15 protein-coding genes are annotated in these 21425 nt (G+C 73.5%); 6 read left to right on the top strand and 9 right to left on the bottom strand.

The genetic code is table 11. The features are described from left to right. Positions 1–11 precede the first annotated feature (11 nt). From BXA10_RS23550 to BXA10_RS23515, 8 genes are all read right to left on the bottom strand, one after another. Positions 12–3518: a non-ribosomal peptide synthetase gene (locus BXA10_RS23550; RefSeq protein WP_076472997.1), complete on the bottom strand. Its 3507-nt coding sequence runs from the start codon at positions 3516–3518 to the stop codon at positions 12–14. Then, a complete protein-coding gene (locus BXA10_RS23545) occupies positions 3515–6598 on the bottom strand; it encodes a thioesterase domain-containing protein (protein ID WP_076472996.1) in 3084 nt (1027 codons plus the stop codon). The genes BXA10_RS23550 and BXA10_RS23545 overlap by 4 nt, the downstream gene beginning before the upstream one ends. After that, the gene (locus BXA10_RS23540; protein WP_076472995.1) at positions 6595–10152 is read right to left on the bottom strand and encodes an AMP-binding protein; all 3558 of its coding nucleotides are present in this window, start codon (positions 10150–10152) and stop codon (positions 6595–6597) included. The genes BXA10_RS23545 and BXA10_RS23540 overlap by 4 nt, the downstream gene beginning before the upstream one ends. Positions 10153–10480: 328 nt before the next feature. Continuing rightward, positions 10481–10879 carry a DUF2267 domain-containing protein gene (locus BXA10_RS23535; RefSeq protein WP_076472994.1) on the bottom strand — a complete coding sequence of 133 codons (399 nt, stop codon included), beginning with the start codon at positions 10877–10879 and terminating at the stop codon, positions 10481–10483. Between the two features lie 65 nt (positions 10880–10944). Next, positions 10945–11343: an NUDIX hydrolase gene (locus tag BXA10_RS23530; protein WP_076472993.1), complete on the bottom strand. Its 399-nt coding sequence runs from the start codon at positions 11341–11343 to the stop codon at positions 10945–10947. Positions 11344–11612: 269 nt separating this feature from the next. After that, positions 11613–12923 (bottom strand): MGH1-like glycoside hydrolase domain-containing protein, encoded by a 1311-nt coding sequence (locus tag BXA10_RS23525; RefSeq protein WP_175649286.1) that lies wholly within the window; start codon positions 12921–12923, stop codon positions 11613–11615. A gap of 95 nt (positions 12924–13018) precedes the next feature. After that, positions 13019–13837, bottom strand: coding sequence for a sugar phosphate isomerase/epimerase family protein (locus BXA10_RS23520; protein WP_076472992.1), 819 nt, complete (start codon positions 13835–13837; stop codon positions 13019–13021). Beyond that, the gene (locus tag BXA10_RS23515; protein WP_076472991.1) at positions 13834–14874 is read right to left on the bottom strand and encodes a zinc-dependent alcohol dehydrogenase; all 1041 of its coding nucleotides are present in this window, start codon (positions 14872–14874) and stop codon (positions 13834–13836) included. Before BXA10_RS23515 ends, BXA10_RS23520 begins: the two co-directional genes overlap by 4 nt. 117 nt (positions 14875–14991) lie before the next feature. On the opposite strand from BXA10_RS23515, the gene BXA10_RS23510 reads away from it, so the two are divergent. From BXA10_RS23510 to BXA10_RS23495, 4 genes are all read left to right on the top strand, one after another. Next, the gene (locus BXA10_RS23510; protein WP_076472990.1) at positions 14992–16386 is read left to right on the top strand and encodes an ABC transporter substrate-binding protein; all 1395 of its coding nucleotides are present in this window, start codon (positions 14992–14994) and stop codon (positions 16384–16386) included. Continuing rightward, positions 16383–17342, top strand: a complete 960-nt coding sequence (locus BXA10_RS23505; RefSeq protein ID WP_076472989.1) for a carbohydrate ABC transporter permease — start codon at positions 16383–16385, stop codon at positions 17340–17342. Before BXA10_RS23510 ends, BXA10_RS23505 begins: the two co-directional genes overlap by 4 nt. After that, positions 17342–18208 carry a carbohydrate ABC transporter permease gene (locus BXA10_RS23500; protein WP_076472988.1) on the top strand — a complete coding sequence of 289 codons (867 nt, stop codon included), beginning with the start codon at positions 17342–17344 and terminating at the stop codon, positions 18206–18208. Before BXA10_RS23505 ends, BXA10_RS23500 begins: the two co-directional genes overlap by 1 nt. Positions 18209–18332: 124 nt before the next feature. Then, positions 18333–18938 carry a class I SAM-dependent methyltransferase gene (locus BXA10_RS23495; RefSeq protein WP_076472987.1) on the top strand — a complete coding sequence of 202 codons (606 nt, stop codon included), beginning with the start codon at positions 18333–18335 and terminating at the stop codon, positions 18936–18938. Between the two features lie 75 nt (positions 18939–19013). Here the strand turns inward: BXA10_RS23495 and eccB are convergent, their stop codons facing one another. Then, entirely contained in the window at positions 19014–20399 is a 1386-nt protein-coding gene (gene eccB / locus BXA10_RS23490) for a type VII secretion protein EccB (protein WP_076472986.1), read from the bottom strand. 114 nt (positions 20400–20513) lie between these two features. Between eccB and BXA10_RS31630 the strand changes: the two genes are divergently transcribed. Together BXA10_RS31630 and BXA10_RS23480 are read left to right on the top strand one after the other, a co-directional pair. Further along, a complete protein-coding gene (locus BXA10_RS31630) occupies positions 20514–20651 on the top strand; it encodes a hypothetical protein (RefSeq protein ID WP_175649284.1) in 138 nt (45 codons plus the stop codon). A 46-nt stretch (positions 20652–20697) separates the two neighbouring features. Continuing rightward, the gene (locus BXA10_RS23480) at positions 20698–21417 is read left to right on the top strand and encodes a polyamine aminopropyltransferase (protein ID WP_245828402.1); all 720 of its coding nucleotides are present in this window, start codon (positions 20698–20700) and stop codon (positions 21415–21417) included. Positions 21418–21425: the final 8 nt, after the last annotated feature.

Genomic DNA, 21425 nt, shown 5'->3' with positions numbered 1-21425 from the left:
CACGGCTTCCTTCAGTGCGTGGTGCCGCCGGGGCGGCGGGGTGGGTTTCGACGGGTACGGCCGCGCCGGGCGGCGGCTCGCAGGGCGGCGCGGGCCAGCTCCGGCCGGTCGGTGGCGCCGTCCAGGCTGGCGGCGAGCGCGCGGATCGTGGGGTGGCGGAACAGGTCGAGCATCTTGATCGAGCGACCGGTGGCGGCGGCCAGCCGGGCGTGCACCTCCGCGAGCGCCAGCGAGTGCCCGCCGATGTCGAAGAAGTTGTCGGTGACGGCGATCCGATCGCGCTCCAGCACCTCCCGCCAGATGCCGGCGACCAGTTCCTCGGTCTCGGTGAGCCCGTCCGGTCCGGCGGGCAGGACGGCGCGTGGCGGTTCGGTGGCGGCCACGGTCATGGCGCCGAGCTGGGCCATCCGGACGGCCGGGCGGGGCAGCCCGGCGGCGACCTCGCGGGCCGGCGCGTCGGGGTCGGCGGCGAGTGCGCCGACCAGGGCCGCCAGGTCGGCCAGCAGCGCGTCGATGCGCTCGCCGTCGAAGAGGTCCGGGTTGTGGACCACCTCGACGCCGATCCGGCCGGCGCCCTCGACCACGTACACGGTCACGTCGAACGGTGAGCCGGGCTTCGGCACCGGGACCGCCTCGCCGGCGAGTCCGGTCAGCGCCAGCCTCGGCGGCACGAAGTTGAGCACGTTGAACAGCACCTGCACCAGTGGCGCGCGGCAGGTGTCCCGGCCGACGCCGAGCGCCTCGACGATCCGCTCCAGCGGCGCGGCCGGATGGTTGGTCACCTCGTGCAGCTCGGTGGCGCACCGGTCGACCAGCTCGGCGAAGCTCGCCCCGCCGGTGCGTACCCGGACCGGCACGGTGTCGATGAAGAGGCCGACCACGTCGTCGAAGGCGGCCAGCCTCCGGTCGGCGACGATCGCGCCGAGCACGTGGTCGTCGCCGCCGGTGAGCCGGGCGAGCAGCTCGCCGAAACCGGCAAGCAGCACCGCGGCGACCGTGGTTCCCAGCCGTTCGGCCAGGCTGCGCACCGCCCGATCGGTCGCGACGGGCAACCGCACGGCGGCCTCGGCCCCGGTGTACGTCTGCACGGCCGGGCGCGGGCGGTCCCGCGGCAGGTCCAGCACCGTCGGCGCGCCCTGCAGATGCGCCGTCCACCAGGACAGGTCGGCCTCGCCCCGGCGCCGGTCCCGTTCCGCCCGCCACACCGCGTAGTCCGCGTAGCCGGCGGTCAGCGCGGGCAGCCGCGGCGTCCGCCCGGCCACCGCCTGCTCGTACGCGGCCCCGAGGTCGTCGTAGAGGACCGTCTCGGACCAACCGTCGAAGACCGCGTGGTGCAGGGTGATCGCCAACACGTGCTCGGCCGGGGCGAGCCGGTAGACGGTCACCTGCCACGGCGGCCCGGTGGCCAGGTCGAACGTGTGCCCGGCGCCGGCAGCGAGCATCCCCGCCAGCTTCCGCTCGCGGTCGTCGTCGCCGGCCAGGTCGACCACCGGCACGGCCACGTCGGTCGGCTCCTCACGGACGGCGTACGGCACGCCGCCGGTCTGCGGGATCCGCCAGCGCAGCACGTCGTGCCGCTCGACGACCGCCCGCAACGCCGCCCCGAGCGCGGTGACGTCGAGCGGGCCGTGCAGCCGATGGGCCAACGCGATGTTGTACGGCGCGCTGGACGGGGCGAGCTGGTCGACGAACCACAGCCGCCGCTGGGGTGGAGACAGCGTCGGCGGGTTGCCGGTGGTGAGCCCGTCGCCGTCCGCCGTCGGGGCGGCGGCGACCCGCTCGACCAGGCCGGTGAACGTCCGGTCGGTGAGGACGTCCCGAGTGTCGACGTGCCGGCCGAGTTCGGCACGGATCGCGGCGACCAGCCGCATCGCCGCGATCGAGTTGCCGCCGGCGGTGAGGAAGTCCGTCTCCGGGGTGGGGGCGCTGCCGAGCAGCCGGGTCCAGATGCGACGTACCGCCGCGTCGAGCGGCTCGTCCGGCGCCTGCTCCGGGCCGTCCGCACGGGCGGCGGCGGCCAGGGCGCGCAGCGCCGACCGGTCCAGCTTGCCGGAGATCGGGCTGACCGGCAGATCGTCGAGGCGCAGCACCCGGGCCGGCAGCATCGCGGCGGTCAGCCGCGGGCCGGCGTAGTCACGCAGCCGCTCGTCGTCGGGCGCGTCCACCGGGGTGACGAACGCGACGAGTTCCGTACCGGCCGGCTCGGGCATCGCCTCGACCGCCACCCGGTCCACCCCGGGCAGTTCGGCCAGCACCGCCTCCACCTCGCCCAACTCGATCCGCTGGCCACGGACCTTGACCTGCCGGTCGGCCCGGCCGAGGTAGGCGATCCGGCCGTCCGGAAGCTGCCGGACGAGGTCACCGCTGCGGTACAACCGCGCCCCCGGCACCTCGGAGAACGGGTCCGGGACGAACCGCTCGGCGGTGAGCCCCGGCCGGTTGAGGTAACCGTCGGCCAGGCCGGGTCCACCGATCAGCAGCTCGCCGGTCGCCCCCGGCGGCACCGGACGCAGGTCGGCGTCGACCACGTACGCGCGGTGGTTGGGCAGTGGTCGGCCGATCGGCACCGGATCGGTCTCGTCGGCGGTCAACCGGCAGCTCAGCGCCAGCACGGTCGTCTCGGTCGGCCCGTAGCCGTTGAGGAACGTACGCCCCGGCGCCCACCGGGCGGCCAGCTCGGCCGGCACCGCCTCACCGCCGCAGAACACCACCCGCCAGCCGGGCAGCTCGTCCGGGTCCAGCATCGACAGCACGGTGGGCGTGATGAAGCCCCAGTTGACCTCGTGCGCGGCGATGAAGCGGCCGAGCCGGACCGGGTCGGCCCGGTCCGCCGCGCCGATCAGCTGGACCGAGCCGCCGAGCAGCAGCGGAACGAACAGGTCCATCGTGACCGTGTCGAAGCCCAGCGAGGCGATGCCGAGGCTGCGCACCCCCGCGTCCGCGCCACTGAACGACACCACGCCGTGCAGGAACTCGACCAGGTTCCGGTGGGTGGTGAGCACCCCCTTCGGGCGGCCGGTCGAGCCGGAGGTGAACAGCACGTACGCGAGGTCCTCGGGCCGCGCCGGGCAGGGTACGAGGGGCGCCGGCCCGGGCAGGCCGAGCGCCTCGATACCCGCGACGTCGGCGAACTCGGTCTCGGCCGCGTCCCCGATCACCACGGTCACGCCCGCGTCCGCGGCGATCTCCCGCAGCCGCCGGCGCGGACCGCCCGGCTCCAACGGCACGTAACACGCCCCGGCGAGCAGCACGCCGAGAACCGTCGCCACCAGCTCCGGCCGCCGCTGGCCGCAGACACCGACCCGGCTCTGCCGGCCGACGCCGCGTGCTCGCAGCGCCGCGGCCACCCCGCCTGCCCTGTCCAGCAGCTCGCGGTAGCTGAGCCGGTCGTCCCACTGGCGCACCGCCACCGCGTCGGGGGTACGGGCGGCCTGCGCGACGATCAACTCGGCCAGCGTCGCGTCGGGCCAGGGCAGCGACTCCCCCTGCGCCGCGCTGATGGTCAGGATGTCGGTCACCCGTTCTCTCCCCGGTAACTCATCGGATCGGTGATCTGCAGACGCAGCTCGCTGAAGTAGCGCCGTCCCTGGGCGTCGGGGACCCAGGCGTCGTCCGGGGTCGGCAGCATCTCGCTGACCGCCAGGGACACCTCGTCGCCGGCGGCCCGGGCCATGGCGCACAACATGGCGGCGAACGCCGGACTGCTCAGATCCACGAAGCAGGGCTTGGCCTCGGTCGCGAACTTCACGTACACCTGTTCGGGCAGGCCGAGCCGGCTACGCCAGGCGCGGACGGCCAGGAAGGGCTCCCGCTCTCCGGTCACCGCCGCCAGCCCGCTCTCCCCCACCGTGGTCCGCCAGGTCTGCCGGGCCACCACCAACCTGTCCAGCGTGATCCGGGGGGTGTACGGCGCGGTGGCCACCAGCTTGAACCCGTCGACGGCGTGCGCGGCGAGCACGCCGGCGAAGATCTCGATCAGCGGCCAGCGCTGCCCGTCCGGTGCCGTCGCGACGAGCTCTCCCGCCACCTCGCCGACGGTCAGGGCCACCGTCGGCAGCACCCGTGCGGGGTCGGCGCCGGGAGCGGGCCCGAACGCCAACTGCCGGTCGGTCGGGCCGGTCAGCGCCTCGGCGACCCGCCCGGTGCGGCGCGGCCAGTCTGTGGGGAAGAGCAATCGGATCCGCTGTTCGCCGAGGTCCTCGGTGAACGCCGAGCGCAGCCGCTCCCCGTCGGGATGGGACAGGGCGAGCGCCTCGCAGTCGAAGGACGGCCAGGCGGTGTGCATCTCGCCGAGCACCACGGTGTATTCACCTCGGGCGAGGGACTTCGCGTCGGTCGCGCAGATCTGCAGATCCGGGCTGTGCACCCGGGCGCCGCTCCACCCCGGGCGAACGGCCGGAAACACCTCGGCGACCTGGTCGACGAGGTCGGCCACCCGTAGCCGGACATGTGTCGTACCCGGTGGCAGGTCGGCGAGCCCGAACAGTCCCGCCCAGCGGGCGGCGAATTCGGCGGCCACCGTGTCCACCGGGCGTTCCCCGTCGCCCCAGAAGAGCCCCTGCATCAGGAACCACAGGTCGGACAGGGCCACCTGCCCGCCGCCCGCCTCGGCCCGCAGCTCCTCGTAGAGTGCGCGGCACGCCGCCACGTACGCCTGCTCCAGCGCGCCGGCCAGCCAGCGGGCGGCCCGCAGCAGCACGTCCAGCGGTGCCGCGATCCCGTCCAGGAGGGGCGCGCCGAACACCACGTCGAGGTCGCGGCCGGTGTCCTCGTAGCAGAGTGTCCGCCCGGCGTACATCTGACCGGCTCGCCGTCGGGGTGGCATACCGGTCAGCGCGGTGAACGTCCCGTCGAGCGCGTCCAGCGCGACCCGCAGACGGTCCGGGTCACCGGCCGCGACGGCCACCTCGTCGCGGGCGGCGCACAGCGCGTCGAAGCCGGCTCGGGCCGACTCCCGCGCCGGGCCGTCGCCGATCGACTCGATCCGTTGCCGCAACACATCCTCGGCGGCGGGGCTCACCGGCAGTGCCGCGTCCCAGGTCACCAGCTCCCGCTCGACGAACCGGTCGAGCAGCGCGTACCCGTCCTCGGGGCGGCGAAGCCCGATCGCCGGGTCGGCGACCAACTCCCGGGCGCTGCGCCGGCCGTCGGCGGCGGCGAGCAGCGCCGCCTCGACCGGGGTGAGCGGCACCGGTGGTCGACCGGGACGATGTACGGCACGGCCGACCAGGCGCAGGTGCGCAGCGAGGCACGGCGGCCACCAGGCGCGCACGGCGAGGTCCCGCCCGATCCGGTCGGCGTACGCGGCCAGCGCCCACGACTCGAACCACACCCGGCGACGGCGGGTGAGGGCGGGTCCGGGGCGCACCTCGACGGTCGCCGGCCGGGTCGGGTCGAGCGTCACCCAGCAGCCCGGCCCGAAGAAACCGATCGTCTCGTTCTTGCCGCAGTAACGCTGCCAGTACCTGAGCAGCACTCGCTCCCGCTCCCGTCGGCGCGCGTTACGGGGCGCGTCCGCACCGTCTCGCCGCAACGCGTCGAGGGCCGTCAGCATGTTGCGGTTCTGCCAGGTGATCGCCTCTGCCAACAGCCGGTCGTCGGCCAGCTCGCTCAGCCGCTCGGCACCGACCGCCACCGCCGCGGCGAACTCCTTGTCGAAGTGCTCGGCTCCCGACCTGGTCGCCAGCAGCTCGTCGGCAGCGGCCGCGGCCTGCGGTGCGGAGAACCTGGTGAGCCCATCGGCCGGGAAGCCGGTGGTACGCAGGATGGCGTCCCGCCAGACCGACCAGCCGGTGTCGCCCAGCGGCACCCGGTGCGCGCCGAGTGGCGCGGCGGCCGGGACGGGACCGGGCCCGGCGGCGGTCCCCGCGACGACGGCTGCCAGGTCGGCGCGGATCGCGGCGAGCAGCTCGTCCAACGCGTCGTGCAGGAAGAAGTGCCCGCCGCTGATCTCGTGCAGGGTGAAGCCGACCGCGCTGTGCCGGCCCCAGGCTTCGCTGTGCTCGCGCGTGACCGCCCGGTCGTGCCGGCCGCTGTACGCCACGATCGGCACCGGCAGCGGATCACCGGGTATGTAGCGGTAGCTGTCCACCCGGCCGAAGTCGGCACGCAGCAGCGGCAGCAACAGCTCCACCAGCTCGGGGTGCTCGAGAACCTCGGCGGGCAGGCCGCCGCCCTGACCGAGGCGGCGCAGCAGCTCGTCGTCGTCCACTCTGGAGAGACCGTCGAAGAGGCTGGGCGCGGTGACATGCGGGGCGCGTGCCCCACCGACGTAGAGCCGGAACGGCAGCGGTCGCCCCTCGCGGCTCAACTCGCGGACCACCTCGAAGCCGAGCCGACCGCCCATCGAGTGGCCGTACACGGCGTACGGGCCGGTGGCCCGCTCGGCGATGGCCCGGGCGACGTCCACCACCTGGAAGCGGGGATCCTCGGTGATCCGGTTCTCCCGGCCCGGCAGCTGCACCGGCAGCACCTCCACGCCCGGGCCGAGGCCGGCCTGCCAGCGCCGGAAGGCGCTGGCACCGGCACCGGCGTAGGGCAGGCAGAAGAGCTGCACCGGGGCCACGCCACGGCCGCCGGCGGAGACGAACCAGTTCACCGGGTGCCCTTCCGAGGGGGATCGATCCAGTACCGCTGCCGCTGGAAGGCGTAGGTGGGCAGGCCGGTGCGGCGGACGCGACCCTCGGGATGCAGCGCCGCCCAGTCCACGTCCTGCCCCGCCACCCAGGCACCGGCCAGCTCGCGCAGCGCTCCGGGCTCGCCCGCGACCCGGGCGCCGGTCTCCAGCAGCTCGTCCAGCGCGGCGACCGCTCCCGCCGGGTCGCTGACCACCATCGCGGCCCGGCACCCGAACGCCCGTCGGCCGAGCGCGAGCGTGGCGGCGACCTCGGCCAGGGCCGGGGCGGCGCCGGTGAGGTGCCGCCGCAGCCGGGTCAGTGCGTCGCGCAGCGCGGCCGGCGTACGCGCGGAGACCGGCAGCAGGTGCGCCGTCGGGGACGGCTGCCCGTCGACCGGTTCGACCGGCGGCGGCTGCTCGACCACGACGTGGGCGTTCGTGCCACCCAGCCCGAACGAGCTGACGCCGGCGACCCGGCGCGGCGCCTCCGGCCAGTCCCGCACCTTGGTGGGCACGTAGAAGGGACCGCTGGCCAGGTCGATCTCCGGATGCGGGCGCGTGTAGTGCAGGTTCGGCGGGATGGTGCCGTGCTGGACGGCGAGCACCGCCTTGATCAGGCCGGCTATCCCGGCGCCGGCGTCCAGGTGGCCGATGTTCGTCTTCACCGAACCGAGCGCGCAGCTCTCGGCCGGCCCACCCGCGTACACCTCGTGCAGGGCGGCCACCTCGATGGCGTCACCGAGCGGGGTGCCGCTGCCGTGCGTCTCGATGAGGCGGACCTCGCCGGGGGCCACCTCGGCGGCGGCGAGCGCGTTCGCCACCGCGGCGGCCTGCCCGGCCGGTCCGGGTACGGCGTATCCGGCGCGGTCCGGGCCATCGTTGGTGACCGCCCAGCCGGGCAGGATCGCGTAGATCCGGTCTCCGTCGGCCTGGGCGTCGGCGAGCCGGCGCAGCGCGACCACGCCGACGCCCGAGCCGAACCCGGAGCCGTTGGCCGCCTCGTCGAAGGCGCGGCACCGACCGTCGGGGGAGGCGAGCCCGCCAGGGGTGTGCCGGTAGCGGGGCCAGGTGACGTTGACGCCGCCGGCGAGCGCGATGTCGCACTGGTAGTCGGCCAGGCTCTGCGCGGCGAGGCAGACCGCGACCAGGGAACTGGAGCAGGCGCTCTGCACGGCCACCGCCGGCCCGGTCAGCCCCAGCCGGTACGAGACCTGCCCGGGCAGGTGGTCGGTGAACTGGCGGCCGATCAGCCGGGCCTCCCAGTCGTCCGGGTCCACCTCACCCACCACCACCGGGTTGTCCATGAGGTGGAACAGGAAGTAACGGTTGGCGGAGGTGGCCGAGTAGACGCCGATCAGGCCGGGGAACCGGGTCGGGTCGTGCCCGGCGTCCTCCAGCGCCTCCCAGGCGGTCTCGAGGAAGAGCCGGTGCTGCGGGTCGGTGCGGGCCGCCTCCTGCGCACCGAAGGAGAAGAACTCCGCGTCGAAGTCGGCGACACCGTCGAGCCGGCCGGCGGCCCGTACGTGCCGGGGATCGGCGCGCAACGTCGGCCCGATGCCGAGTTCGGCCAGTTCCGCGTCGGTGTGATCGTGGATCGAGTCCACCCCGGCGCAGAGGTTCCACCAGAAGGTGGTCACGTCGGGAGCGCCGGGGAATCGGCCGGCGAGACCCACCACGGCGATCTCGTCGCCGGTGTACGCGCGCGCGGCCACCGACGGCGCGAGCGGCGTGACCAGCACGGGAGCCGGCGCCCGATCGGCGGCCGGCACGTCCGGCACGGGAGCCGATGCCCGATCGGCGGCCGGCACGTCCGGCACGGAAGCCGGTACGCGGTCGGCAGGCCGCGGTTCGTCGAGCAGCCGGGCCTGCGCGGCCACGGTGGGGTGCTCGAAGAGGCGCAGCATGGGTAGCCGCACCCCGAACCGCTCGGCGAGGCGCTGCTGCACCTGACCGAGGAGCAGGGACTGCCCGCCGACGTCGAAGAAGTTGTCGGTGCGCCCGACGTGGTCGCGCCCGAGCACCGCGCGCCAGATGTCGTGCACGTCCCGCTCGGTCGGTGTGGCCGGTCCCGGTCCGGGCGGCACGGTGTGCTCCGGGTCCGGCAGCGCCCGCTCGTCGACCTTGCCGGTGACGGTGAGTGGGAAATCGTCGACCGGCACCACGGCGCGGGGCAGCGCGTACTCGGGCAACCGGCGGGCGAGCGCGGTACGCAGCGCGGCCGGGTCGAGCGGCCCGGCGGCGGGTCGGACGTACGCCAGCAACTCGCCGTCGCGGGCGACGGCCCGGACGCCTGCGACGCCCGGTTCGGCGGCGAGCAGCGCCTCGATCTCGGTCAGTTCGATCCGGAAGCCGCGCACCTTGACCTGCCGGTCCAGCCGGCCGAGGCAGCGCAGCTCGCCGGTGGGCAGCCACTCGCCCAGGTCGCCCGTACGGTACGCCGGCACGCCGTCGGGGTCGGTGAAGAACCGGTCGCTGTGCCGGTCGAGGTAGCCGGGGGCGAGGTGGGCACTACGCACGACGATCTCGCCGTTCTCGGCCAGCCGCAGCTGGTAGCCGGGCAGCGCGGCCCCGATCGGCAACGCCCCGGTGGCGGCCGGGTCGGCCTGCGCCAGCGGCAGCGCGTACCGGGCCGCGAAGGTCATCTCGGTGGCGCCGTAGCCGTTGACCAGCATGCATCCGGGGGCGAACCGTCCCCGTCCACGAGCGGCGTCGGCGTGGCTGGCCTGTTCCCCGCCGAGCAGCACCACCCGTACCCGGTCGAGCCGTTCGACGCCGGGCACGTCCAGCAGGAAGCGGTAGACCGTGGGCGTCGAGTGGTAGATGGTGACGCCGTGGCGGGCGAGCTGCTCGACGGCGTACGCCAGCCCGTGCCGGCGCAGGTCGACGGGGACGACCGCGGCGCCGGTGAGCAGCGCCGGATAGAGGTCGGGGATGGCCGCGTCGAAGCTGAACGAGGCGAGCAGGCTGAGCCGGTCGTCGGGTCCGATCTGAAGGGTGTCGATCTGGTTGCGCACCACGTGCAGCAGGTTGCGGTGGGTCTGCCCGACCGCTTTGGGCACGCCGGTCGAGCCCGAGGTGAACAGCACGTACGCCAGCGCGTCGGGGTCGACCGGTTGCGGGCGCAGCGGGGCGGGGCGGGGGTCCGCCACGACGAGGACGCGGGTGTCCGGCCGACCGGCGGCGAGCGCCGCGGCGAGTTCCTCGTGCTCGGCGGCGCAGAGGATGGTGGTCACTCCGGCGCCGTCGAGCATGTGCCGCAACCGGTGGTGCGGGTAGCCCGGATCGAGTGGCACGTACGCGCAGCCGGCGGCGAGCGTGCCGAGGACGGCGGCGATGGTGTGGTGCCCGTGCGCGGTCAGCAGCCCGACCCGGTCGCCCGCCCGGGCCCCGCCCGCGACCAGTGCCTCGGCGTACCCGCCGGCGAGGCCGGCCAGCTCGGCGTAGGTGAGCCGCCGGGTCTCGGTGAGCACTGCGGCATGTTCGGCACAGGCGGCGGCGACATCGCCGAAGCGATGGATCAGCGTCTCGTCGCTCATGTCAGGACGTGGAGTTATGTCCACTATGGACAGACGCGCGGCAATAGACAGCCGTGATCATGATCCCCCCAGGACTTCACATTGACAGCAGCATAAGTCTCGATGCCTGGGAGAAGAGTTCGTCGATGAGAGTTCGACCGAAGAGCCGACCGGAGCCTCAGACGAGGGGCGGGGGAAACAGACCGATCATCCCTCTAGCACCCAGAGTAATTGGGGCATAGAGCGCAAGAAACGGTCAATCTTCCGGCTCGCGTGCCATGTCGCCGACAAATTTCCGGAACTTCGCCGGATGTCGGACCTTGGACAGGAACGCGCGGGTGGTCCGCGCTCAACCATCGTACGACGGAGGAAGCGGCTCGACCGCACCGTCGGCGCTCATCGGCAGTCGCGCCACCATCTCCCGGAACTCGGCGACCGTGACCGCCTCCCGGAGAGTGGCGAACACCGCGCCGGTACCCACCTGGGCGGTCACCTCGTCCACCCCGGCCCGCTCCCCCACCCGGCGCAGAAACTCACCGGGGCCGGCGGGCGTCGGTCCCGCGTCCGCATCCGGTCCGGAGAGGTAGCCGTCCAGCTCGTCCGGGAGCCGCCCGGCCAGATCGTCCGCCGGGCGCCCGGTGACCCGCTCCGCCATCGTCTGCAGCACCGCGCGGGCGATCGTGGCGGCCTGCTCCGGCGGCAGCCCGGACCGCCGGGACACCGCGTCGATGAAGCGGGGAAACCGCACGCCGCGCCTCCTTCGTCACCGGCCCGGCGCTTACCCCTGCCCACGACCGGCAAACCAGAGCCGGATCAGCGCAGCAGATCCGCGGCGTGCAGGTGATCGAAGATGATCTGGTCGACCGCGGAGACCCGGTCTCGGTCGGCGTACCCGAGCCAGGCCGACTCGGCGATCTCGCCGGCCGGACGCAAGGTACCTCGATAGCCGGCGGTGTAGCAGGTCATCCGCACCTCGACACCGGCGGCGTGACCGTGCGCCTGCGCGGTGAACGTCCCGACGTGCACCGCGCTCGCCACGTCCACCTCGACGCTGAGCTCCTCGGCGATCTCGCGACGCAGAGTGTCCCGGTCGCTCTCGCCCGGCTCCCGTTTACCGCCGGGCAGGTACCAGACATCCCGGCCCTGCGAGCGGGTGCTGAGGATCTGCCCGTCCGTCAACAGAATCCAGGCGACCTTGTCGATTCCGGTCATGACGCCCCCTCCGCCCTCGGCGCACATCGTAGACACCCGCCCGCGCCGGCTTCCGGCGGCAGCCGGGGTGGCGGAAGTGCGACACGACGCAAGTCCGCCGCGGCTGTTCGACCGTCGGCAGCGGCCATCTGGTCGATGCTCCATCGCGTACACCGGTCGTCGTCCGGGCCGTCGGCCCGCGACAGAGACCACCGGGTGGGCGCGTGCGCTGGGGGCCCGCGCCCACCCGGTGCACCGACCGGCACGCGCCGACACGGGTGACTGCCGGTTCAGATCGCGGGAGCCGGCGCGCGTTCGTCGGCGAGCAGGTCGAGCAGGAGCGCGGCGGTCCAGCCGAACGCTGCCGAGCCGAGCCCCGCCCCGGTGTCCGGGTGGAAGTACTCGTGGCAGCCGGCGGTCGCCACCAGCTCGGCCATGGACCGCCCCAGTCCGGTTGCCAGGTCGGCCCGCCCGTGGCCGAGCAGGCCACGGCGGACCAGCCAGTTGATGTTCATCCAGCTCGGACCGCGCCAGTAGCGCAGCGGCTCGAAGTCCGGCGCGGTCCGGTCGTAGCTGGGCAGCGGCCGCGACATCCGCCCCGCCACCCCGAACCGGGCCGAACACGCCTCGGCGACGACCGCCGTGACCTGCGAGGCCGGTAGGTCCGGAAGGATCAACGGCGCGAGGCCCAGCACCGTCCGCGCCGGTACCAGCCGCCCGGTCCGCAGGTCCCGGGGCTGGAACGTCCCGGTGGCCGGGTCGTACAGCCGGCGTACCAGCGCCTCGGTGATCCGAGCGGCTCGTTCGCGGTGCGGCCCCGGGTCGGCGTCGACCAGCGGCGCGATCGCGGCCAGCGCGTGCTCGGCCGCCCCCGCCGCCGCGTTGAACAGCGGGCACTCGACCAGGAACGGATGCCGCCGGGCCAGTTCCGCGTCCCGGTAGCCGCCGTCCCGGTACGAGGCGACGATCGTCACGTACCGCGCGTAGTCCAGGTCCGTGGGCCGGTGCGCGGCCGGAGCGTGGGCGGTGTCGTGCCGGCGGTACGCCCGCATCACCGCCTCGTCGGCCGCGACCGCCGCCATCGGGGCGTCCCAGGCGGGGCTGTTGTCCAGCCCGGACTCCCACGGGTGCACCACACAGGCCAGCCCCGCGCCGCCCACATCCCGCCGGGTGGCCAGGTAGCGCTGCTGGGCCACCAGCCGGGGATAGAGCCGGCGCAGCGCCGCGCGAGCCGGGTCCGAGGGGGCCCGCCGGTACGCGAGCCAGGCCGCGAGCGCGTGCACCGGCGGCTGGACCAGGCCGGAGGTGGCGATGGTCGGCGCCGCCTCGGCCCGCTCCGATGCCCAGAACTCGGGCCCGGGAAAGTACGCCCCGACCGGCAGCCGGGGGTTGAACACGATGTGCGGCACCCGACCGTCGGCCCACTGGGCCCGGAACAGGCTCTCCAGCTCCCGCCAGGCGTACTCGGGGCGAAGGTGGGCCCACCCGATCGCCATGAACGCCGAGTCCCAGCTCCACTGGTGGGGATAGAGGGTGCGGGACGGCACGGTGTGGTCGTGCTCCCAGTTGGCCTCGAGGGTGGCCACGGCGACCCGGCGCAGCCGTTCGACGTCGCCACCCGGCCCGTCGACGGCCCCGCCGTCAGGCGGTGCGCTCCTCACCTCGTCGGGCGAACCGTCGGGCGGGCCGCCGGTGCTCACGCCGCCGCCTGCCGGGGTTCGGCGTGCCGCAGCACCGTGACGGCCTGCTGCAACGCCCGCACCGGGTCACCACGGAGCCGGCACTCCAGGGCCAGCCATCCCCGGTAGCCGATCTCGAGCAGGGTGCGCACCAGCGCCGGCCAGTCGAGATGACCCGCGCCCGGCTGGTACCGGTTGGAGTCGCTCACCTGGACGTGCCCGAGGTACGGCGCGGCGGAGCGCAGCGCCCGGTGCACGTCGTCCTCCTCGATGTTCATGTGGAAGGTGTCGGCGACCACCCGTACCGAGGGCAACCCGACCGCGGCGCAGAGCGCGACCGCCTCGTCGAGCCGGTTGACCATGTGGTCCTCGTACCGGTTGAGCGGCTCCAGGAAGACGGTGACCCCCTCGGCGCGGGCGTGCTCGCCGAGCGCGCCGAGGGCGTCCACCAGCACCTGGCGGTCGCCGGACGGCGGCCGGGGCGGCTCGAACGGCGGCAGCCGCCGGGAGAACATCCCCCACGCCGCGGGGGTCATGACGCCGGTCCCGCCCAGCTCGGCGATCACCGAGAGCTGGGAACGCAGGTTCCGCACGGCGTCGGCGGAACGTGCCGGGTCGAAGTCGCCGATGAAATGGTCCATTTCGACGCAGACGGTGGGCATCACCACGCCTGCGGCGCGGGCCCGGCGAAGTTCGGGCAGCCGGCGAGCGAACGCCAGATCGCCACGCCCCCGCAGCTCGACCCCGTCGTAGCCGAGCGAGGTGGCCAACGCGTACTTCTGGATCAGGTCGGTGCCCGGCAGGAGTTGCTCCTGGCAGGCGATGTGGATGGTCATGCGAACCTCAGCACCACTTGGAGGACGTCACCGTCACCGCGGTCGAGCAACGCCAGCGCATCGGCCACCGCGCCGGCGTCGACGACGTGACTCACCAGCGGCAGCGGGTCCACGTCTCCCTCGGCCACCAGTTCCATGAAGGTCTGGGCGACCCGGGTCCCGGTCCACCGGCCGGCCATGCCGGGCGCCGGCGTCGGCCCGGAGACCTGGGCCGCCACCAACTGGATCCGGTTGTGGTGGAACTCCTCGCCGAGGCCGAGGCCAGCGGCCTGCCCCTGGTAGAAGCCGGCGGCCACGACGCGGCCGGCGTGGGTGGTGGCCCGTATCGCCTCGTGCAGTGCCGGGTACGCCCCGGACAACTCGAGGCAGACGTCGGCGCCCCGGCCACCGGTGGCGCCACGCAGCACGTCCGCGGCAGACTCGACGCCCGCGTCGACGGTCGCCCGGGCGCCGTAGCGACAGGCGTGCCCGAGCCGGGCGGCGACCCGGTCCACGGCCACGACGCGCGCTCCGGAGAGCACCGCCAGCCGGGTGGCGAGCAGCCCGATCACGCCCTGCCCGAAGACCCCGACCCAGTCCCCGAGGTGCAGGTCGCCGGCGAGCACGGCGGTGAGGGCGATCGCGCCGGGGCGGGCGAAGACGGCGGCGAGCGGGTCGAGACCGGGCGGCAGGGGCTGGACGGCGTCGGCGGGCAGGACCGCCTCGGCGCGGTGCCCCCAGATGCCCCAGACGGTCTGGCCGCGTTGCCGGTCGACCACGTCGGGGGCGACCTCGACGACCTCGCCGACCTCTTCGTAACCGAAGCCGACCAGCGGGTACGGCACGGTGGTCTGACGGGGGACGAACATCCGGGTGACGTCGTCCCAGTCCTTGCTCAGCCTCGGGTTGCTGCCGCGGTAGAGGGTGAGTTCGGTGCCGGCGGAGATGCCGGAGTAGCGGGTGCGGACGCGGACCTCGCCCGGACCGAGTGGGTCCACGGGGCAGGGCTCCAGGCTGATCCGTCGGGGCCCGGCGAGAGAGACAACCCAATTGACCATGAGTCACATCCCGGTAGCGCCGGGCTCCATCGTAAAACAAAAAATCGGCATATGTCTTGTAATTGATCAATCGAAGGGGTTGAATCCCCGATGTACCCTTCGAGAGGAGTGCCACCGATGTCATTCGCTCCGATGCGGACGCTCACCGCCACCCTGGCCCTGGCACTCGCCGGAGCCACCCTGCTGGCCTGCGGCGACGACGAGCCCGGCAGCGACGACAAGAAAATCACCGTGTGGAGCCTGGAGGACGTCGCCGACCGGGTCACCGCCACCAGGGCGATCATCGCCGACTTCACCGCGCGGACCGGGATCCAGGTCGAGCTGGTCACCGTCAACGAGGACCAGTTCCCGTCCCTGATCGCGTCCAGCGCCGCCGCCGGGGAACTGCCCGACGTGGTCGGCTCGGTGTCGCTGGCCGGCGTACGCACCCTGGCCGGCAACGAACTGCTGCACCCCTCGGCGAACGCGGAGGTCGTCGAGGAGCTGGGACGGCAGACGTTCTCGGCCCGGGCCGTCGAACTGACCTCCGACGACGGCCGGCAGCTCGCCGTGCCCAGCGACGGCTGGGGCCAGCTGCTCGTCTACCGCAAGGACCTCTTCGCCGCGGCCGGGCTGCCCGCCCCCGACACGTACGAACGGATCGCCGCCGCGGCGGCCCGGTTGAACACCGGCGGGATCGCCGGGATCACCGCGGCGACCGCTCCCGGCGACGTGTTCACCCAGCAGACCTTCGAACACCTGGCGCTGGCCAACAACTGCCAGCTCACCGACGACTCGGGGGCGGTGAAGCTGGACTCGCCGGAGTGCGTCGAAGCGTTCCGCTTCTACGGCAATCTGATGCGCGACCACTCGGTCAAGGGCGCGCAGGACGTGGAGACCACCCGGGCCACATACTTCGCCGGTAAGGCCGCCATGCTGATCTGGTCGCCGTTCGTCCTCGACGAGCTGGCCGGTCTGCGCAACGACGCCAAACCGACCTGCCCGCAGTGCGCCGCCGACCCCGCCTTCCTCGCGAAGAACAGCGGATTCGTCACCGCGATCAAGGGCCCGAACGGCACCGCGCCGGCCCAGTACGGCGAGATCAGCTCCTGGGCGGTGCTCGACGGCGCCGCCGCCGACCCGGCGAAGAGCTTCGTCGAGTACCTGCTCGACGACGCCTACCCACGCTGGTTCGGCATGTCTCCGGAGGGCCGGTTCCCGGTACGCAAGGGCACCCTGAGCGAGCCGGAGAAGTTCCTCACCGCGTGGAACACCAGCCAGGCCGGGGTCGACGCCAAGAAGCCGCTCGCCGAGGTGTACGGCGACCAGGTCCTCGACGCGCTACGCACCAGCCCGGACACGTTCCAACGCTGGGGCCTGACCCAGGGGCAGGGCAAGCTCGTCGGCGCGATCCTCGGTGAGCTGCCGGTGCCGAAGGCGCTCAACGACGTGATCGCCGGCAAGTCCGACGCCGCAGCGGCCGCCGGCCGCGCGAAGAAGGACGTGGACGCGATCAAGGCGGGCGTCAATTGACCACCACCGCACCCGGCACCGGCCGCTCCCCCACCCTGGAGCAGCCTGCCGGCCGGCGGCCACGCCGCCCGTTGACCCTGCGCAGGCGCGAGTCCCGAGCCGGGCTCGCGCTGGTCGCGCCGACCCTGCTCGTCGTGCTCGCCGTGATCGGCATCCCCATCGTCTGGACCGTGGTGCTCGCCTTCCAGCGGGTCCGGCTCGCCACGCTGCGCCGCACCGGCCTCTTCGGCGAGTTCACCCTGGACAACATCGAACGGGTGCTGCACACCCCCGGCTTCGCGGACACCCTGGTCACCACTCTGATCTACAGCGTCGGCAGCACCGCCGGGTCGATCGCGCTCGGCCTGGTCGCGGCGCTGGTCGTCCGCCGCCCGTTCCGGGGCCGCACCCTGGTACGGGCGTCGATGCTGCTGCCGTACGTGGCGCCGGTGGTCGCCATGACCTTCGTCTGGCAGGTGATGCTCGACCCGCAGCTCGGCATCGTCAACCACTGGGGTCAGCGGCTGCTCGGCTGGGACACGGCCGTGCCGTTCCTGTCCCAGGAGTCCACCGCGCTCGCCACCGTGATCGCGTTCGAGGCGTGGCGCTACTTCCCGTTCGCGTTCCTCTTCCTGCTGGCCCGCCTCCAAGCGGTGCCGGGTGAACTGGAGGAGGCCTCCCGGGTCGACGGCGCCACCCCCACCCAGCGCTTCCGGCACATCCTGCTCCCCCAACTGATGCCGGTGATCGCGCTGCTCGGCGTGCTGCGGTTCATCATGACGTTCAACAAGTTCGACGACGTCTACCTGCTCACCGGGGGCGCCGCCGGCACCGAGGTCGTCAGCATCCGGGTCTACGAGTTCCTCACCGCGCGTACCGACATCGGCGCGGCCTCGGCGCAGGCGGTGGTGCTGGCCGTGGTGCTCGTCGTGTTCGTCCTGATCTACCTGCGCTTCTTCGCCCGGAGGGTGGACTGATGGACCGCGACCGGGTCGAGACGGTGGGACTGCGCTGGCTGCGGCGGCTGGTCATCGCCGCATTCCTGCTGGTCACCGTCTTCCCCTTCTACTACATGCTGGTGCTCTCGGTACGCCCGATCGAGCGGCTCCTGCTCGACCCCGGCGCGCTGGTGGTCGGCCTCGGCGAGCTGACCGTCAGCACGTACGCCGAGGTGCTCAAGGCCACCGAGGACGGCGGCCAGGGCTTCCTCGCCTTCATCCGCAACAGCGGCCTCGTCGCCCTCGCCGCGACCCTGCTCACCCTGGTCGTGGCGATCCCCGGCGCGTACGCGGTGTCGCGGCTGCGCTTCTTCGGCCGCCGCCAGGTCGACTTCCTCTTCCTGGCGGTCTACCTCTTCCCGTCCATCGTGATCGCCATCCCACTGTTCGTGGTCTTCACCCGGGCGGGGCTGCGCGGCTCGCTGGTCGGGCTGGTGCTGGTCTACATCTCGCAGACCCTGCCCGTCTCGGTTTACATGCTCAAGAACTACTTCGAGACCATCCCGGTCAGCCTCGAGGAGTCCGCCGCGATCGACGGCGCCGGCCGGCTCGGCATCATCCGCCGGATCAGCCTGCCCCTGGCCGCCCCATCGATCATGGCGGTCGCTCTCTACGACTTCATGATCGCCTGGAACGAGTTCCTGTTCGCGCTGCTCTTCCTCGTCGACAAACCACACCGGTGGACGGTGTCGCTGGGACTCGCGCAACTCGCCGACGGGGTGGAGGTGCCGAAGACGGTGCTGATGGCCGGCTCAGTGGTCCTCACGCTGCCCATCGTGCTCCTCTTCTTCGCCACCGAACGCCTCCTGACCGAAGGCCTGACCACCGGCGCCGAAAAAGCCTGACCCCACCGAGAGGCGCGCACTTTCACGGAAAGAGTGGCTATTCCACGCGGAATAGCCACTCTTTCCGTGAAAGAGGGCCCAGTCTGCGTGAGGGGGCGGGAGTGGGGCTGGTTACGGTAGCGGCATGGGAAGCGCGACGCGTTGGGAGACCGACACCGGGCCCGAGCACTCGCAGTGGTACATCGACCGGTTCCGCCGACTCGCCGTTGAGGGGGCGGACCTGGCCGGCGAGGCTCGTCTGGTGGACGCGCTGGTGCCGCCCGGTTCCCGGATCCTCGACGCCGGCTCGGGCACCGGCCGGGTGGGTGCCGCGCTGGCCGCCCGGGGTCACACGGTGATCGGGGTGGACGCCGATCCGGCGCTGGTCGAGGCCGCCCGGGCCGATCATCCCGGCCCGCGTTGGCTGGTCGGTGACCTGGCCGAGCTGGACCTGCCGGCGGTCGGCGAGGCCGAGCCCTTCGACGCGGCGGTACTGGTCGGGAACGTGCTCACCTTCGTCGCGCCCGGCACCGAGCGGGAGGTGCTGCGCCGCATCGCCGCACACCTGCGTCCCGACGGCGTGCTGGCGGTCGGCTTCGGCACCGGCCGCGGCTACCCACTGAACGACTTCGACACCGACGCGGTCGCCGCCGGACTGCGGCTGGAGCACCGCTTCGCGACCTGGGACCTGCGCCCCTGGCGTGACGACGCGGACTTCGCCGTCACACTGCTGCGCCGCCCCGCCGCCTGACCCCGCGCACCGGCCTGCCGACCGAGGAGCAGGCCGGCGCGGCCCATCGGCTCGGGCCGGACGGGTTGCGAGCGGTCAGCCCGGCGCGGCGACGGCCCGCGCCGCCGCCGGATCGAGCGTGGCCCCCGCGGTCACCAGGCTCACCACGCCGGCCGGCAGCCGGGTGGGGCGCACGTCGCGGTAGCCGAGCATGGCCAGCACCTCGCGGTCGGCCACCACGTGCCGCCGGCCCAGGTCGGTCACCACCGACACCGCCCCGCCGGTGGCACCGGGCGCCGCGACCGCCTCGACGATGGCGCCCCGGCCGGGCTGCACCACGACCTGGTCGGCGCGCACCGCGCCACCCGTCGGGCCCGAACGAGGCGCGGCGGCGGAATCCGGTGGGCGTACGCCCACCCGCAGCTCGGCCACCCCGGCGTCGTCGGCCACCCGGGCACACAATCCGCCCCCGTCGACGGTGGCCAACCGTGGTGGCGCCGGCGGCGGGGCGGCCGGGCCGGACGGGGCCAGGTCGGCCACCTCCGGCAGCTCGGCGAACCGGCCGAGGGTCATCGCTTCCGCCTCGCCCTGACCGGTGCGCGCCAGCAGCAGACTCGCCTGCAACTCGGTGATCCCGGCCAGTCCGTCGCGGACGGCCACCGCGTACTGCCGGCCCCCGCCGGAGTTTCGCACCAGGTAGACGTCACCGATCTCGGCGCCCGGTACCCGGGTGGACCGCTGACCCAGACCAGGCAGCAGCGGCGGCGCGAGATCGGCCCCGGCCGGCAGCGTGTTGAGCAGCGCAGCCGCCACCGGCACGGCCCGCGCCCGGGTGGTGGCCAGCGCGGCGAGCACGCGGGCGGAGTCGCGGACCAGGTAGCGGCGCGCATGCCACACCAGGTGCAACCCGCCGTCGGGATCCCGTGCCAGCAGTGCCTCGTCGCCGAGCTGCCGGCCGCCGCGCGCGTCCTCGCCGATCAGCAGCACCGAGCGCGGGACGGCGCGGTCGACGTCGGTGGGCGTGACCGAACAGACCGTCCACGGATCGTTCGCGAGCCGGGCCGGCGCGGGCAGCGAATCCGGAGCGTCGGCGATCCCCAGCGGCAGGCCACGCGGCACACCTTCGATGGACCGGCGAGACACCAGCACCGTCCTCGGCTGCTCGGCGCCGACGATCAGCAACGCCGAGGCGTAGTTGAGGACGGGGTGCAGCTTCTCGTCCCGGTAGACGTACCGGGCGCCGGACTCCTTCTCCACGATGACCGCGCCGGTGTCCCGCCAGTTGCTCCCGCCGCCCGCGAAGAGCCCGTACAGCGCGAAGCCACCCAGGCCGATCGCGGCGACCAGCACGCTGGCCAGCGCGGCCCCGGCGAGCCGCCGGAACGGCGACTGCGCCGGATCGGTCTCCCGCATGACCAGCGCGGCGACGGCCCGCTGGACGGTGAACTGGTACGAGTGCAGCTGGTCCTGCCGCGACGGCATGACGTCCCTTCCGGTGCTCGCTCGGGGCACAGGATATGCGCTGCGTCGATCTTCCGTGAACCTTCGGTGACGCACCCCGCCGCCTCGGTGGTGGCGTGCCGTACAGTCGCCGCCGTGGCGGCTTTCGCGTCGCTGGCGACCGGCACGCTGCTGGTGCTGCTGCGCCGGCGGCCTCCGCTGCGCCGCCCGGTCGGCGCGGTCGCGATCGTGGTGGCGGCAGCGGTGGTGGCGTGCGCGCTCGGGCCGGGTTGACCGGGAACCCGGTAGCATCCGGCACTGAACCGGCGAGAAGAGGACTGTGTTGGGCGCGCGCTTCGAGGAACTGGCCTGGCGGGAGACGCCGATCGGCCTGATCAGCCTGCGCCGGCGCCGCGACCCCGAGCTTCACGTCGAGGTGTACGAGGTCAAGCTCGACGACGAGTTCCTGATGTCCAGCCTCTTCCCCGTCGCGGAGATCGAGCTGGCCCGGCTCGGCCTGGCCCCGCTGGCCGACGGCCAGCTGGAGGTGGTCGTCGGTGGTCTCGGTCTCGGCTACACCGCGCGCACCGCGCTCGCCGACGACCGGGTGCGATCCCTGATCGTCGTGGAGGCGATCGAGGACGTCATCGACTGGCACCGGCGTGGCTTGCTGCCGTTCGCCGCCGGACTGGCCGACGACCCGAGGACCCGTCTCGTACGAGCCGACTTCTTCGCGGCCGTCGAGGGCGACGGGTTCGACCCGGACCGGCCGGAGCGTCGCTTCCATGCCGTGCTGCTCGACATCGACCACTCTCCCCGGCACGTGCTGCACCCGCGGAACGCCGCGTTCTACACGCCGGCCGGGCTGCGGCGGCTCGCCGGTCGCCTGCACCCCGGCGGGGTGTTCGCACTCTGGTCGGACGATCCGCCCGACCCGGTGTTCATGGAGGCCCTCACCGAGGGCTTCGCCACCGCGCAGGCGCACGTCGTGCCGTTTCCCAACCCGCTGACCGGCGGTGAGTCGACCAACACGGTCTACGTCGCCCGTCACGAGGCCTGACCGCGAAG

The sequence above is a fragment of the Micromonospora avicenniae genome (genome assembly GCF_900156065.1).
Taxonomy (GTDB): domain Bacteria; phylum Actinomycetota; class Actinomycetes; order Mycobacteriales; family Micromonosporaceae; genus Micromonospora; species Micromonospora avicenniae.
The sequence above is the reverse complement of the archived record's forward strand: the minus strand, read 5'-3'. Positions and strand labels throughout refer to the sequence as shown.